The organism is Hymenobacter sp. UYAg731, from assembly GCF_054061335.1.
Genome location: NZ_JBSSEC010000002.1, coordinates 560,743 through 575,550 on the forward strand (window position 1 = coordinate 560,743; position 14,808 = coordinate 575,550).

Consider the following 14,808-nt stretch of genomic DNA (forward strand, 5'->3'; position numbering starts at 1 on the left):
ACAGCTAAGTTTGTTTTCATAGCTCAGAAAGGCACCGTGCTTTGCGCGGTGTTTTTTTTATTTTAGGTCGATTTGGTTCAGAAAAGCGGTTGCTTCCGGCTACAATGGCCCGAATTAGCCCCGGCTGCTAGCGGTGGCCCAGCCAGGTTTCCGGATTCAGGTTGGACGAGTTGTGCCACACCTGGAACTGGACTTCGGACGTGCCCTCAGCGTCCGTCGCCACGGTGCCGATAACATCCCGCGCACTCACCCGCTGGCCCACGCTCACGCTCACGGAGCGCAGCTTGGCATACACCGTGAAGAAGTCGCCGTGCTGAATCATGACGATGGTGTTCATGCCCGCGATGTTGGTCACGGTCTGGACCTTGCCATCGAAGCAGGCCCGCACCGCCTCACCGGCCCCGGTCTGGATGTCCACGCCCCGGTTTTCCACGGTCACGTTTTTCAGCACCGGGTGGGGGTGCCGCCCAAAGTGCTGGCTGATGAAGCCCCGGCTTACGGGCCAGGGCAGCCGGCCCCGATTGCCGGAGAAAGACGATGACAGCTGCGCCGTTTCGGGCGTGAGGGCAATGCGAACGGCACGGCGGTCGGCGGCAGCTTCGGCCGCCGTTTCGGGCGCGTCCATTTCCGGGTTGGCGGTGTCGTTGCTGGCGTCGGCGCTGGTTTCAGCAGTGGGCGTTTCGGGGTCGCGGCGGGTCCGGGCGGGGCTGGTGCTGTTGCGGGCGGCGGCAGCCCGGCGGGCATCGCGGGCGGCGGCCACGGCGGCTTCGCGGCGGGCGGCCATGCGGGCCGCGCGGGCGGCACGGGCTATTTCCTCACGCACGCGCTCGGCAATGAGGTTATCGAGGCGGTTGACGGCCTGGCGGCGCTCTTCCAACTCCTGGCGCAGGCCCTGCTCCTGCTGGCTGAGCTGCTGCACCATGTCGTCTTCTTTCGATTTGAGGGTGAGCAGGCTTTTGTTCTCGCTCAGCTGGCTGTTGAGCAAGCTGCTTTTGCGCTGTTGCTGCTTGGTGAGGCCCGAAAGCTGCTGGTGCAGCCGGTACTGCGTACCCATGATGCGGGCCGCCTGGCGCTGCCGCTCCTCGGTGTACTGCCGGATGTAGCGCAGCCGCAGCGCAAACTGGTTGAACGACTCCGAGGCAAACAAAAACATCAGCCGGTTGAAGCCATTGGCCGTTTTTGAGGCGGTGTAAAGCAAGCGCGAGTATTCGGCCTTCAGCTGAGCCAGGGTCTGCTGGGTCTGAATAACCTGTTTCGCCGTCTGATGCACGTTGGTTTCGATGCCGTGCAGCTGCGTCGAAATCCCCTGGATAACCTGCTTTTTCTCCGTCAGCTTTTCGGTGATGACGTGCAGCTGACCCAGGCTTACCTTTTTCTTCTCTTGGGTCTGATTCAGCGCCTGGCTGGTCTGCTGAATCTGGCGCAGATTGGTCTGGCGCTCACGTTCCAGCTGCTCCTTGCTTTTGGCGCGGGCCGGCCGGGTGCTGGCGGCTGCCTTAGCGCGGGTACGGGCGGGCTGCCTGGCACTACGAGCCGACTTGGCCGGCTGTCGCGTCGGCTTGGCGGACGGCCCGGGCTTGCGGTGCTGCGCGCCCACCGGCCCGGCCAGCAGCAGGCTCAGCAGCGCGAACAGCCACCACCGGCTCCGAATAGCCATCGCGCCAGCATTTACCTCCAAAACGAGTGCTTTCTCAGCCTGTCCTACCTGCTTATTCAACGTGCGCCATTCAAAACCCGCCACTACTATGGCGGGGCAAAGGTAATCGGGTGAGTGGTTGTTAATTGTTGCCCCGAATCAGTTTCCGCTAACCACGCTGGCGGGCGGGCTACTTGATGCGCCGAAAGCCCTTGGGCACGGCAAACGGAAACGTCAGCCGCTCCCTGCCGGTATTCACCTTGTTGTAGTTGATGGCCGCCGTGACCACGCCCGCCGCCGGCTGCTGCGCCTGAATGAACGTGGAATGCGCGAAAGGCAGGCCCGCCGGCTCATCCAGCGGCTGGAAATCGGTGTAGTCGACGGTGAGGTTGCGCTTGGTGGCTTCGTCGCTCATCTTCAGCTGCTGCACGCGGCCGGTGCCGGCTTGCAGCAGGCGTTCCACTAGCACATCGGCCAGGGGGTAGCTCACGCGCTGGCGGCCGGCCTCTTCAATAGCCACGGTGGGCTTTGTGCCGGTGGGGGCGGGCAGGTAGTCGCCGAGTAGCAGGGCCTGCATCTGGGCAAAGCTCACGGGTACATTCAGCAGCTTGCTCAAGTAGTCGTAGCCACCCGAGAAGTAGGTTTTGTCCAGCCGGTTCATCACCCGCACCGAGTCGCGGGTAAGCACGGCGCGCACGCCCTCAATCCCCGCCAAACCCGCCGATACCCAAATAATGCTGTCGCGGCGCATGCGCAACGACAGGTTGGCTCCCTGCTTATTGCCCTTCATGTTAATCTGTGCTTTCCCCTTGGCATTGAGGAAGGTGAAGGCGGTATTAGTAGCTTTCACCGAGGGCAGCGCGGGCTCCATCACGGCGGTGGAGGTGCCCGGTCCAGCTGCCGAAGTGGTAGTGGGTACGGCCTTGCGGGCGCAGCTGCCCAGCAGCCCCAGGGCCAGCAGTAGCGTGACTTTATTCATACAGTTTATGGTCTTTCAATTTTCGCTCCAGCAGGTCGGAAGTTCCTCCGATTTTGTGCGCCCGCTGCCATTCTGCCACGGCTTTATCCTTCTCGCCGAGCTGGAATAATACGTCGCCGTAGTGCTCGATGATGGAGCCGTCTTTGCTGGTTTGCAGCGCTTTTTCCAAGGCATTTTTTGCCCCGGCATAATCCTTTTGCTTGTAGAGCACCCAGGCATACGTATCCAGGTAGGTGTCGTTGTCCGGGAATTGCTTCACGACTTTACCCGACATCTGCTTGGCCTTGTCCAGCTTCTCGCCCCGCAACGATAGGAAGTAACTGTAGTTATTCAGCACCTGCACATTATCCGGGTCACTCACCAATGCTGATTCATAGGCCGCGTCCGATTTTTCGTACTCATGCAGCTCGTGGTAGGCATCGCCAAGCTGGGCATCGAACTGACCCAGCAGTGGCGCGTTGTTCACCACCAGCCGGCGGCCATGCTCCAGGGCTTTCACGCCCTTCTGGGGCTGCTTTTTCAAAATGTACGCCACGCCGTTGTAAAACCACAGCGACGACTGGTTCGGAAACAACTCCAGCGCCCGGCCCGAATGCACGAGCAGCGAGTCGGTCTGGTTCAGCTCGGCATCAATGAGCACCACCTGCTGCCACACCTGGAACTTGGAATTGTCGTAGCGCAGGGCCTGCAGGTAGGTATTGCGGGCGTCTTTCTTGTGGTCGGTCAGGGTCTGCACATCGCCAGAGATGGCGTAGGCCTTGGCATCCTTGGGGTAGCTTTTGACGGTGGCCGCTGCCAGGTCGCGCACCAGCTGGTTCATCGGCTCCTTGGGGCTGGGCAGCTGCTTGATGTAGCCCACCAGAATGCGGACCCGGGCATCAATATCCAACGCCGGGCTGGCGAAGGCCGCGCGCAGCTGCTGGTCGGCCTCATCGTCCTGCTTCTGCTGGCGGTACACTTCCGACAGTATCAGGTGGGCCTGGGGGTTGTCGGGGTCGAGACGCAGGGCCTGCTGGGTCACGCGCACAGCATCGGGCAGGCGGTTGTTGCTAGCGTACATCTCGGCCTGAGCCAGCACGTAGCGCGGCTCGGTTGGGTTAGCCTTAATGAGCTTTTCGCCCTCAGACAAGGCCAGGTCCAGCTTGTTTTGCTTGAGGTAAATCTGCTGCTTCTTGAAGGAAATCTCATCCACCTGGCCAAACTCCTTTTCGGCCTGGTCCAGCGTGGTCAGGGCTTCGGGCAGGTGGTTCTGAGCCAGGTACAGGTCGGCCAGATTGAAGAGGTAGCTACCCGAGTTGGGCACCTGCTTGATGAGCGTAGCGTATGTTTTGGTGGCCGCCTCGTACTGTTTCTGGCTGGCCTGCACCTGGGCCAGCAGCAGGTAGTAATAGGCATTTTTAGGGTCGAGGCGGGTGGCGGCTTCGGCGTAGTTGGTGGCATCGCGCAAGTTGCCGCTCAGCAGGTTAGCTTCGGCAATCTTGTAGTTGATGGCCGCGTTGTCAGGGCTCAGAGAGTGAGCTTTCAGCAGGTTTTCGAGGCCCTTGGGGTAGTCTTCCAGCAGTACGTACTTCACGCCGTCCACAAACAGCGCTTCGCTCTGTTCCTTTTCCCGCTCCGACAGGGCGGGCGAGGTGGCACGCTTGGCCCGCAGCTCGGCCACCCGCTTCTCCAGCTCGCGCTGCTCTTTTTCCAGCACGCGCTGCTCCTTGCGGCTCAGCTTAGCCGGCAGCTCAGAGGACCCTGCCGGGGCCTGCGCGTACCCCGGGGCCGTCAGCCCCACCCAAAACAGCAGACTCAGAACAACTTGACGCATATACAAGAAAACCGGACCTGAGGCCCGGCCCACGAAATTACGGGGAATAAAAGCCAACGACGCGGCCCCCGCAAGAAGGCCGCGTCGTGCTAACGCATTTCGGACTTAAAATGTCACACCCGCAGCTGGTTATAATCGCCGAGGCTCAGGTCATCGGGCGTGCCGGTCACGGTGGCGAAGTTGCCAATCATCGAATTGGTGATAACCGCGTTCAGCACCGAGGCCGACTGCTGCACAATTGAGTTCGACAGGCGCGAGTCGCGCACGTTGGATTGCGCCCCCAGCGAAACGTGCGGTCCCACCACCGAATCGGTCACAATAGCGCCCTCGCCGATATACACTGGCTCAATCAGCACCGAGTTGGTGATTTTGGCCGACTCGGCCACCAGCGACTCGCCGCGCTCCTTCAGGTACTCCAGGTAGCGCTGGTTGGTGAACACCGTGGCGTCCTTGTTGCCACAGTCGAGCCACTCCGTTACGCGGCCGGGCACGAAAACGGTACCCTTGTTCTTCATGTTTTCGAGGGCATTGGTGAGCTGGTATTCGCCTTTGTCCTTGATGTCGTTGTCGAGCAGGTACTGCAGCTCACTGCGCAGGTACTCGCCGTCCTGGAAGTAATAGATGCCGATGATGGCCAGGTCCGACACAAACGTCTGGGGCTTCTCCACGAAATCGGTGATGCGGCCTTGGGCATCCAGTTTCACCACGCCAAAGGGCTTGGGGTCGGCCACCTGCTGCACCCAGATAGTGCCAGGCACGCTGGAATCAAGCGTAAAATCAGCTTTGAACAACGTATCAGCAAAAGCTACTACCAGCGGGCCGGTCAGCGAGTCTTTGGCACACAGAATGGCGTGGGCCGTCCCCAGCGGCTCGTCCTGGTACACGATGGTGCCCTTGGCCCCCACCGACTCGGCAATTTTTACCAGGCTTTTTTCCACTTCAGCTCCGAAACGGCCGATGATGAAGGCCACCTCGTCCACCGGCTCGCCGCATACCTTGGCAATGTCCTCCACGAGGCGCTGCACAATGGGCTTGCCCGCGATGGGGATGAGCGGCTTGGGAACGGTGAGGGTGTGGGGGCGCATGCGCTTGCCCATGCCGGCCATCGGGACGATGATTTTCATATTGGTGGTAAGGTTGTTATTGACTTGTATTAGAAGAAGGCCGTCATGCAGAGCACAGCGAAGCATCTTTACTGCGATAGTAATTCTGATTACCTGCGCGGTAAAGATGCTTCGCTGTGCTCTGCATGACGGTTTGAAGACTAGTGGTTACGCCCGGCCCGTACTCCCATACCCGCCCGCGCCGCGTTGGGTTACGCTCAGGACTTCGACGGGCTGCCAGGTTATGGTTTCGTGTTTGGCAACTATCAGCTGGGCAATGCGTTCGCCATCATTCACCACGAAAGGCTCGTTGGATAAATTCACGAGCAGCACCCGGATTTCGCCCCGGTAGTCGGCATCAATCGTTCCCGGACTGTTCACGATGCCGATGCCGTGTTTCACGGCCAAGCCACTCCGGGGCCGCACCTGCGCTTCGTAGCCCACCGGGATTTCCAGGCTCAGGCCGGTAGGAATAAGCTGGCGCTCCAGCGGCCCGAGCGTAACGGGGCCTTCCGGCAGGTGAGCGCGCAGGTCGAGGCCGGCGGCGTGGGGCGTCTGGTATTCGGGCAGGGGGTGACCCGAGTGGTTAATAACGGGGATGTGCATGGAGGGCAGTAAGGGAGTGGGCAAAGATAGCGCCGGGCCTATACTATCCCAACCGCGTCATGCCTTGGTGACACTCACGGCCGAGCGGGGCCGCTCCACGCCGTAGAGCGCCAGCAGGAAAGCCACCGTGAGGCCCGCGTGCCAGGCGTGGCGCAGCCACCAGCCTCCTGGCTGCACCCACCAGCCCAGCGCCACCAGCCCCGCCGCAAACACCAGCCACAGCCCCAACCGAAGCGCCGGATACGGCACCGGGAAATGCCGCTCGCCCAGCCGCCAGCACAAAATCGCCATCATAAAATAGCAGGACAGCGTGGCAATGGCGCTGCCCAAGTAGCCCATTATCGGTATCAGCACGAAGTTGAGGGCAATAGTGAGCACCGCGCCACCGGCCCCGATGTAGGTGCCGTAGTAGGTTTTATCGGTGAGCTTGAACCACACCGACAGGTTGTAGTACACCCCCAGAAACAGGTTGGCCAGCAGCAGAATGGGCACCACCACCAGCCCCTGCAGGTACTCGGGCCGCCGCAGAAACAGGGGGGCAATGTCTTCCACGTTCAGGCTGATGCCCACAAAAATCACGGCGCAGCACAACGTAAACCACTTCAGAATCATGGCAAACGTGGCCGGTGAGTTTTTCTCCGTGCTTTGCGCAAAGAAGAACGGCTCAGCCGCGTAGCGGAATGCCTGAATCACCAGCGACATTAAGATGCTCAGCTTGTAGCAAGCGCCATAGATGCCCACCGCCGTGAGGCTACTCTGGCCGGGATAGAAATTGAAGGGCAACCACTTAGGCAACAAGATACGGTCCAGCGTCTCATTCACCATGCCGGCCAGCCCCATCAGCATCAGGGGGAAGGCGTAGGCTAGCAGCGGTTTCAGGAAGTTCGGATTCAGCCGAAAGCGAAAGTCCAGCAGCTCGCGGCCCAGTAGCAGCAACGTAAAGCCGCTGGCAACTAAGTTTGAGAGGAAAATATACCCTACGCCTAATGTGGGGTCATATACCCGCGCCACCAGCAACTGCAAACCCGGCAGCAACTTTCCGCTCATTACGGCCGGGCAGAACACAATAAAGAACAGGTTCAACGCTACGTTAACAATAATGCCCGCCAGCTTGATGCCGGCAAACTTGCGCGCCTTATTCTCCAGCCGCAGCCGCGCAAACGGAATGGCCGTCAGCGCATCCAGCCCCAGAATCAGGGCTACCCACACCGCATATTGCTCGTGCCCGGGCGGAATTGCGAGCAAGTCCAGCAGCGGACGGGCCAGCAGCATCAGAAGTAGCGTCAGGGCTACCGTGCTCAGCAGCAGCAGGCTCAGAACCCGGTCATACAGGTCCTGACGGTCGGTACCGGGGCGGTTGGCAAAGCGGAAGTACGTGGTTTCCATGCCGTAGGTGAACACCACGTTCAGAAACGATACGTAGGCGTACAGTCCCGTAACAATGCCGAACTCCGCCGCCGCAAAAGCCCCCGTATATAGCCCTGTGAGCAAATACGTGAGCACCCGGCCCACGATGCTGCTCACGCCATACACAGCCGTCTGCGAGGCTAATTTTTTAGCTACACTCATTCTTTATCTAATGAAGAACAAAGAATGAGGAATGAAAAATGCTGAACCACCGCTTGGGTAATTCCTCATTCTTCATTCCTCATTAATAGAAGGGCTTATTTCCCCGTGAAAACTGCCGGCCGCTTCTCCACAAAGGCCGTGGTGCCTTCCTTGAAATCCTCGCTTTCGAAGGCCCGCTCAAAGGCCTGGGCTTCGGCTTCGTAGCCGTCGGCGTCCTTGGCGTAGTGCGCGTTCACGCAATCCAGCACCAGGCCCACGGCCAGCGGGGCCTTGCCCAGAATCTTGGTCAGCAATTGGGTGCAGAAAGGCATTAGCTCAGCCAGCGGCACTACGTGGTTCACCAGGCCCAGGCGCAGGGCCTCGTCGGCCTTCACCATATCGGCCGTCAGCAGCAGCTCAATGGCCTTGCCCTTGCCGATGAGCTGCGGCAGGCGCTGGGTGCCGCCGTAGCCGGGGGGCAGGCCCAGGTTCACCTCCGGCTGGCCAAAACGGGCATTGTCCGAAGCTACGCGCATGTGGCAGGCCATGGCCAGCTCGCAGCCGCCGCCCAGGGCAAAGCCGTTCACGGCCGCTACCACGGGCTTAGGGCTGGCCTCGATGCGGGCAAATGCCTCCTGCCCGGCCAACGAGGCCCGGCCGGCCCGGTCGGGCGTGAGCGCCGCCAACTCGGCAATATCAGCGCCGGCCACAAAGGCCTTCTCGCCGCTGCCCGTTAGGATAATGCCACGCACCTGCGGCTCCGCCAGCGCCTGCTGCACGGCCGCGTCGATGTCGGCTATCGTGGCCGCGTTCAGCGCATTGAGCTTGGTGGGCCGGTTGATGGTGATGGTAAGGATGCCGCTGGCGGCGTCCAGGTCGTAGAGCAGGTTTTCGAAAGAAGCAGGCATAAGCTGAGAGGAAGCCCCGAAATGCGGTTGGCAGCGCCAAAGATAGAACATGAGCCGCCCCGTGCCGGTCGGGTCAATTGCCCGGCTCAACGCCTGACGCATCCATTCCTTCCAAAACCGGTCCCAATCCTTTCCGGAATAACCCACCTTTGCAACCGTAAACAGAAGCAAGTATTTGAATTTAAATACTTAGTTTAGCATCAAACCTCACCCCTTTTCACCCCTAACCCCTTACTACTATGGGATTTATTTCCGAATTCAAAGAGTTTATCTCCAAAGGCAACGTGCTCGACTTGGCAGTCGGCGTTATCATCGGTGGCGCATTCGGTAAAATCGTATCCTCGCTCACCGACGATGTCATCATGCCGATTGTGGGCCTGATTGGCGGCCAGCCCGATTTTTCGGCTATTCACCTCGGCCCCGTCAAAATTGGCTTGTTCCTCAACGCGGTAGTGGGCTTCCTCATCCTGGCAGTTATCATCTTCTTCATCGTGAAAGGGGCCAATAGCATTAAAAAGAAGCCCGTGGAAGTAACGGCCGTACCCGCACCGCCCACCGCCGACCAGCAACTGCTTATGGAAATCCGCGACTCGCTGCGCGCCGGCCGCGCCTGAGCCACCCATTCCGTTCACCCAGAAAAAACCGTGGTTTGCCGAGTGGCAGACCACGGTTTTTGTTTTTTTGCTTCAACCAGTCGTTTTATTCAAGCCGGTTAATTGCTCGATTCAAAATAAGTTGCGAACTTAGGGGCAGCTTAACACCGCAGGCCATCCTTTTAGATGTCCGCATTGAACCACCCACTTCTCTCAATCGTTAGGCCGCTATCCAGCTCCCCTCACCCCCATTGCACCCTATGAAAGCATTGTTCGTTGCCGCACTTCTTGGCGGCTTGAGTTTCAGAGCTGCCTCGGTGGCCCACGCCCAGACCGGGCCCGCTTTCCCCATGCCCGGCAAAACCACCAGCGAAGAAGGTGCCCGCGTCACCACGGCCAACAATGCCCAGGAGCTGGCCCGTAACCAGCGCCGCGCCGCCATGACGCCCGACGAAGTGAAGCGCGACCAGCAAATGGAACTCCTCGAAGCTCGCACCGGCAACACCAGCTTCGGTGCTCGCGGCCCCGAGCGCCAGTTCGATTCCAACCGCAGTGGCAACGGCTTCATGGTTCGCAAGTTCAAGACCCAGCCCGGCAAGCCCGGCTACGTGAGCAAGCGTGGCACGGCCCACACCGTTGGCAGTTCCAATCCAGCCGGCAAGCCGCTGGTACACAAACACAAAGGCCAGCACAGATTCCTGTTTTTCTAGAAATCGGTTATTAAAACTAAAGGCCCCGGTTGCAGCTGCAATTGGGGCTTTTTCATTTCTTTACGCTACTTTTTAATTCGCTGGCATCATTTCCTTCAATTGAGCTAGGTGCGACGAAGCTAGAAACTGACTTCAAAACAAAGCCCCGGCTGCATTGTGCAGCCGGGGCTTTTTCACCTTCGCAGGTTGCGTTTGCCTTACAGCGTCCGCTTGATTTCCTTTTCCTCGAAGCCTTCGATGTTGTCGCCTTCAATCAGCTCGTTGAAGCCCTTGATGGAGATACCACATTCGTAGCCCTGGCGTACCTCGCTTACGTCGTCTTTGAAACGCTTGAGGTCCTGAATGTCGCCGGTATACATCACGATACCGTTGCGAACCACGCGCACCTTGGTTTTGCGGGTCAGGGTGCCTTCCGTCATCATACAGCCAGCAATGGTGCCTACTTTGGTGATGTTGAACACCATCCGTACTTCGGCGTTGGCCGTCACCACTTCCTGCACCGTCGGGGCCAGCATGCCTTCCATGGCATCCTTCACCTCGTTGATGGCGTTGTAAATGATGGAGTACAGGCGGATGTCAATCTGCTCGTTTTCCGCCAGCTTGCGCGCACTCTGCGAGGGCCGCACCTGGAAGCCGATGATGATGGCATCGGAAGCCGAAGCCAGCAGCACGTCGCTTTCGGAGATAGCGCCCACCCCTTTCGAAAGGATGTTCACTTTCACTTCCGGCGTGCTCAACTTCAGCAGCGAGTCGGAAAGTGCTTCCACCGAGCCATCCACATCGCCCTTCACCAGGATGTTGAGTTCCTTAAACGAACCGATAGCTAGGCGGCGACCAATTTCGTCCAGCGTGATGTGCTTCTTGGTCCGGATGGTTTGCTCCCGAGCCAACTGCAGGCGCTGAGTAGCAATTTCGCGGGCTTCGCGCTCCGTCTCCATTACCTGGATGCGGTCACCGGCCTGCGGGGCTCCGGTGAGGCCGAGCACCTGCACCGGCGTAGCAGGCGGTGCGGTCTTCATTTTCTTGCCGCGGTGGTCGGTCATAGCCTTCACGCGGCCAAAGTGCGGGCCGGCGAGGATGATGTCACCCACATTCAGCGTGCCGGTTTGCACCAGCACGGTGGTAACGTAGCCCCGGCCTTTATCGAGCGAGGCTTCAATCACGGTACCGATGGCCCCACGGTCGGGGTTAGCTTTCAGGTCGAGCAGTTCGGCTTCCAGCAGCACCTTTTCCAGCAATTCTTCAATACCAATGCCCGATTTGGCCGAAACCTCTTGGCTCTGGTACTTGCCGCCCCACTCTTCCACCAGAATGTTAATCTGGGAAAGCTCCTCGCGGATTTTCTCGGGGTTGGCCGACTGCTTGTCAATCTTGTTGAGGGCGATGATAATCGGTACCCCAGCGGCTTGCGCGTGGTTGATGGCTTCCTTCGTCTGCGGCATCACCGAGTCGTCGGCGGCTACCACAATAATGGCAATGTCCGTCACCTTGGCACCACGGGCACGCATGGCCGTAAAGGCTTCGTGACCAGGCGTATCAAGGAAGGTAATGGCCTGGCCTGATTTGGTCCGCACCTCGTAGGCACCGATGTGCTGCGTGATGCCGCCGGCCTCGCCTTTGGCCACACTCGCATCGCGGATGTAGTCAAGCAGCGACGTTTTGCCATGGTCGACGTGGCCCATGATGGTCACGATGGGGGCGCGGGGACGCAGGTCTTCTTCGCTGTCGCCCGCATCCACGTCAATCTCCTCTTCTTCAGCCGAAAGGAATTCCACGTCGAAGCCGAACTCATCGGCAATCACGGTAATAGCTTCGGCATCAAGGCGCTGATTGATGGATACGAACATGCCCATGCCCAAACACACCTTAATCACCTCGTTCACATTCACGTCCATCAGCGAGGCCAGGTCGTGGGCCGAGATGAATTCAGTGAGCTTGAGGATTTTGGCGTCGAGCTCATTCTGCGCACGCAGGGCCTCGCGGTCCTCTGCCAGCATGCTCCGCTTATCGCGGCGGTACTTGGCGCGGTTCTGATTGTTGCCGCCCTTGTTGCCACCGAGTTTGGCCAATGTGGCCTTAATCTGCTCCTGAATCTGCTTTTCAGCCTGTTCGGGAGTGAGTGCGGGAGCGTTGGGCTTGGGAGCCGTGTTCTGGCCGGGGCGCTGGCCGGGACCGCCGGGGCGGTTGCCTTGGCCGGGGCCACCGTTAGGGCGGTTGCCTTGGTAGCCGCCACCGGTGCCACCACCAGCGGGGCGGTTGCCTTGGTAACCGGGGCTGGGGGGCGAAGTCGTGCTGCCGGCCGGGCCGGGCAGGCGCGTACGCTTCTTCTGGCCGGGGCCGGCGGGCAGCCCGCGCTTGCTCACATCCGACGAAGCGATGGGGCGGGGGCCACGGCCACCCGGCCCACGCCGGTCGTTGTTGATGGATGACAAGTCAATCTTACCAAGTACGGTCAGGCCCTTCAGCGTGTCCGACTTAGCAACGATAGTGCTGGTGTCCTCGGGCGCAGCAGCCGGCTCAGCCGGAGCAACTGCGGCTACTGGTGCAGCAGCGGCAGGAGCCGGAGCCGGGGCTACCGGAGCAGCAGGCGCGGCCGGGGCAGCAGCCACCGGGGCCGGAGCAGCGGGAGTTGGAGCCACCGTTTCAGCTTTGGCTACGGGCTGGGCCACGGGGGCCGGAGCAGCAACCGGAGCAGCGAGAGCTTCTACTTTAGGAGCGGGGGCGGCAGCAACCGGGGCTTCCACTTTCGGCGCGGCCGGAGCCGGAGCGAGCGTGGGAGCCGGCGTGGCTGCTACCGGCACGGGAGCCGGGGCAGCGGCACGGGGCGGAACCACGCGGCCTTTGCTATCCAGCTCAATTTTGCCCAACACTTTCAGGCCGGGCACACTTGGTGTTTCGGGGGCGGGCGTGGGAGCCGGAGTAGTGGCAACGGGTGCCGCCGGCGCGGCAGGAGCAACCGCAGCCGGAGCCGCCGCCACGGGCGCAACAGCAACGACGGGCGCAACCGGCGCGGCCGGCTTTGGAGCCGGTGCGGGCGCAGCCACCGGCGCGGGACGCGGGGCGTGGGCAGCAGGTTTTGGAGCCGCGTCGAGGTCGCTCTGGCGCTTGGCCTGAATGACTTTCTGGGCTTCCTGGCGGTCGTGGGCAGAGGCGGCGAATTCCTTCTCCAGCGAGGCCACTTGCTCACCGGTGAGCTTCGTGGTCGGCTTGTTCTCTACTTGTATACCTTTTTTGGCCAGGGCTTCTACCACCCTGTCCATTCCAATATTCAGGTCTTTGGCCGCCTGTTGTAGCCGTTTCGGGGTTGCTTCCGCCATCTATCTTTTCTCGCGTAACGATACGCTTCTAATTGCAAAGGTATTACATTAAATCTTGCCAGCAGGGCACAAACCACGCCTGCTGGCTCGATTTGTTACCCTTGCCGTACCGGCCGCGCGGCCGTCATTGGGCTGGCTCAGCGGGAGAGCTGGTGCCCGCTTCCTCAGTCGTAGTCGTGGTAGTATCCTCGGTGGCATCAGCCAGGGGCGTGTGTTCGGGGGCCGTTTCGGTGTCCGAGGCGTGCGTTACCGCAGCTTCTTCTTCAGTGGCATCGGTCGTTTTACCTGCAACAACGCGGTTTTTAGCCGTTTCCAGCGAGTTCTCGTCGAGGTCTTCGTCGTCGGCAAATTCCTGACGGATAATGCGGTACACATCGTCCACCATTTCTTCCTCCAACTCCGTGCGGCGCACAATGTCGTCCTTCTTTACGGCCAATACGGCGCGGCCGGTATCCAAACCGATTTTTTTCAACTCAGCCAATACCCAGGGCTCGATTTCGTCCTGGAACTCGTCCAGCGAAATGTCTTCCTCGTAGTCTATGGCTTCACGGAACACGTCGATTTCCATGCCCACCAACCGGCTGGCCAGCTTAATATTGGCACCGCCGCGGCCGATGGCCAGGCTCACCTGGTCAGGCTTCATGAACACGGAAACCCGGCCGTTCTCCTGGTTTATCTTCATAGAACCCACCTTGGCCGGCGATAGTGCCCGCGCAATATAAAGCTCTAAGTTATCCGTGTAATTAATAATGTCGATGTTCTCGTTTTCGAGCTCACGCACCACCGGGTGGATGCGGCTGCCCTTCATGCCCACGCAGGCACCCACGGGGTCGATGCGCTCATCGTAGCTTTCGACGGCTACTTTGGCGCGCTCGCCGGGCTCACGCACCACGTTTTTGATAACGATGAGGCCATCGTAAATCTCGGGCACTTCCAACTCAAACAAACGCTCCAAGAAAGCCGGCGCGGCGCGGGAGAGAATGATTTTCGGCGTGCCGTTAATCACCTCCACGCGGTGTACTACGGCGCGCACGGTGTCGCCCTTGCGGAAACGGTCCTTGGGAATTTGCTCGCCTTTCGGCATCACTAGCTCGTTGTCGTCTTTGTCCATGATGAGGGCCTCGCGGCTCCACACCTGATAGACTTCGCCGGTCACAATTTCGCCCACCTGGTCCTTGTACTTCTGGTACAGGTTGTCGCGCTCCAAGTCCTTCACACGCTGAATCAGCGTCTGGCGGGCCATAAGCACGGCGCGGCGGCCGAAATCCTCCAGCTTCACGCCTTCGGCTACGGATTCGCCAATCTCGAAATCGGGCTCGATTTTCTGGGCCTCGGTGAGGGTGATTTTATCGTGGTCCCAGATGTCCTCGGAGTTATCGTCCACGATTTCGCGGTTGCGATAAATCTCCAAATCGCCGTTATCGGGGTTGATGATAACGTCGAAGTTCTCGTCCTGGTCGTACTTCTTCCGAATCATGGTGCGAAACACGTCGTCCAAGATGCTCATCATCGTGGGCCGGTCGATGTTCTTGCTCCGGGCAAATTCGCCGAAGGATTCGATTAGTTCGTGGCTGTTCATAGAGGCAGAACTGTAT

10 protein-coding genes and 1 pseudogene are annotated in these 14,808 nt (G+C 59.9%); 2 read left to right on the forward strand and 9 right to left on the reverse strand.

The genetic code is table 11. The features are described 5' to 3' along the window. Positions 1 to 127: 127 nt before the first annotated feature. The 7 genes from ACVWYF_RS06785 to ACVWYF_RS06815 all read right to left on the reverse strand — a co-directional run bounded on the left by ACVWYF_RS06785 (position 128) and on the right by ACVWYF_RS06815 (position 8,593). Positions 128 to 1,657 carry a murein hydrolase activator EnvC family protein gene (locus tag ACVWYF_RS06785; RefSeq protein ID WP_457065941.1) on the reverse strand — a complete coding sequence of 510 codons (1,530 nt, stop codon included), beginning with the start codon at positions 1,655 to 1,657 and terminating at the stop codon, positions 128 to 130. A gap of 169 nt (positions 1,658 to 1,826) precedes the next feature. Continuing rightward, positions 1,827 to 2,615, reverse strand: coding sequence for a DUF4292 domain-containing protein (locus ACVWYF_RS06790; protein WP_457065943.1), 789 nt, complete (start codon positions 2,613 to 2,615; stop codon positions 1,827 to 1,829). After that, positions 2,608 to 4,428 (reverse strand): tetratricopeptide repeat protein, encoded by a 1,821-nt coding sequence (locus ACVWYF_RS06795; protein WP_457065945.1) that lies wholly within the window; start codon positions 4,426 to 4,428, stop codon positions 2,608 to 2,610. The genes ACVWYF_RS06790 and ACVWYF_RS06795 overlap by 8 nt, the downstream gene beginning before the upstream one ends. Before the next feature lie 113 nt (positions 4,429 to 4,541). Next, positions 4,542 to 5,552, reverse strand: a complete 1,011-nt coding sequence (locus tag ACVWYF_RS06800; protein WP_457065947.1) for a sugar phosphate nucleotidyltransferase — start codon at positions 5,550 to 5,552, stop codon at positions 4,542 to 4,544. 147 nt (positions 5,553 to 5,699) lie between these two features. Beyond that, complete coding sequence (dut, locus tag ACVWYF_RS06805; RefSeq protein ID WP_457065949.1) at positions 5,700 to 6,137, reverse strand: dUTP diphosphatase; 438 nt, start codon at positions 6,135 to 6,137, stop codon at positions 5,700 to 5,702. 57 nt (positions 6,138 to 6,194) lie between these two features. Continuing rightward, positions 6,195 to 7,706 (reverse strand): lipopolysaccharide biosynthesis protein, encoded by a 1,512-nt coding sequence (locus tag ACVWYF_RS06810; RefSeq protein ID WP_457065951.1) that lies wholly within the window; start codon positions 7,704 to 7,706, stop codon positions 6,195 to 6,197. A 95-nt stretch (positions 7,707 to 7,801) separates the two neighbouring features. After that, a complete protein-coding gene (locus ACVWYF_RS06815; RefSeq protein ID WP_457065953.1) occupies positions 7,802 to 8,593 on the reverse strand; it encodes an enoyl-CoA hydratase/isomerase family protein in 792 nt (263 codons plus the stop codon). A 239-nt stretch (positions 8,594 to 8,832) separates the two neighbouring features. Here ACVWYF_RS06815 and mscL point away from each other — a divergent pair, with 239 nt between their 5' ends. Beyond that, positions 8,833 to 9,207, forward strand: a complete 375-nt coding sequence (gene mscL / locus ACVWYF_RS06820) for a large conductance mechanosensitive channel protein MscL (RefSeq protein WP_457065955.1) — start codon at positions 8,833 to 8,835, stop codon at positions 9,205 to 9,207. 239 nt (positions 9,208 to 9,446) lie between these two features. Further along, a complete protein-coding gene (locus ACVWYF_RS06825; RefSeq protein ID WP_457065957.1) occupies positions 9,447 to 9,896 on the forward strand; it encodes a hypothetical protein in 450 nt (149 codons plus the stop codon). A 197-nt stretch (positions 9,897 to 10,093) separates the two neighbouring features. On the opposite strand, the gene infB is transcribed toward ACVWYF_RS06825, so the two are convergent. After that, a complete protein-coding gene (gene infB / locus ACVWYF_RS06830) occupies positions 10,094 to 13,213 on the reverse strand; it encodes a translation initiation factor IF-2 (protein WP_457065959.1) in 3,120 nt (1,039 codons plus the stop codon). Between the two features lie 346 nt (positions 13,214 to 13,559). Next, positions 13,560 to 14,792 (reverse strand): annotated as a pseudogene (gene nusA, locus ACVWYF_RS06835) (transcription termination factor NusA); the annotation flags it as partial. Between the last annotated feature and the right edge of the window lie 16 nt (positions 14,793 to 14,808).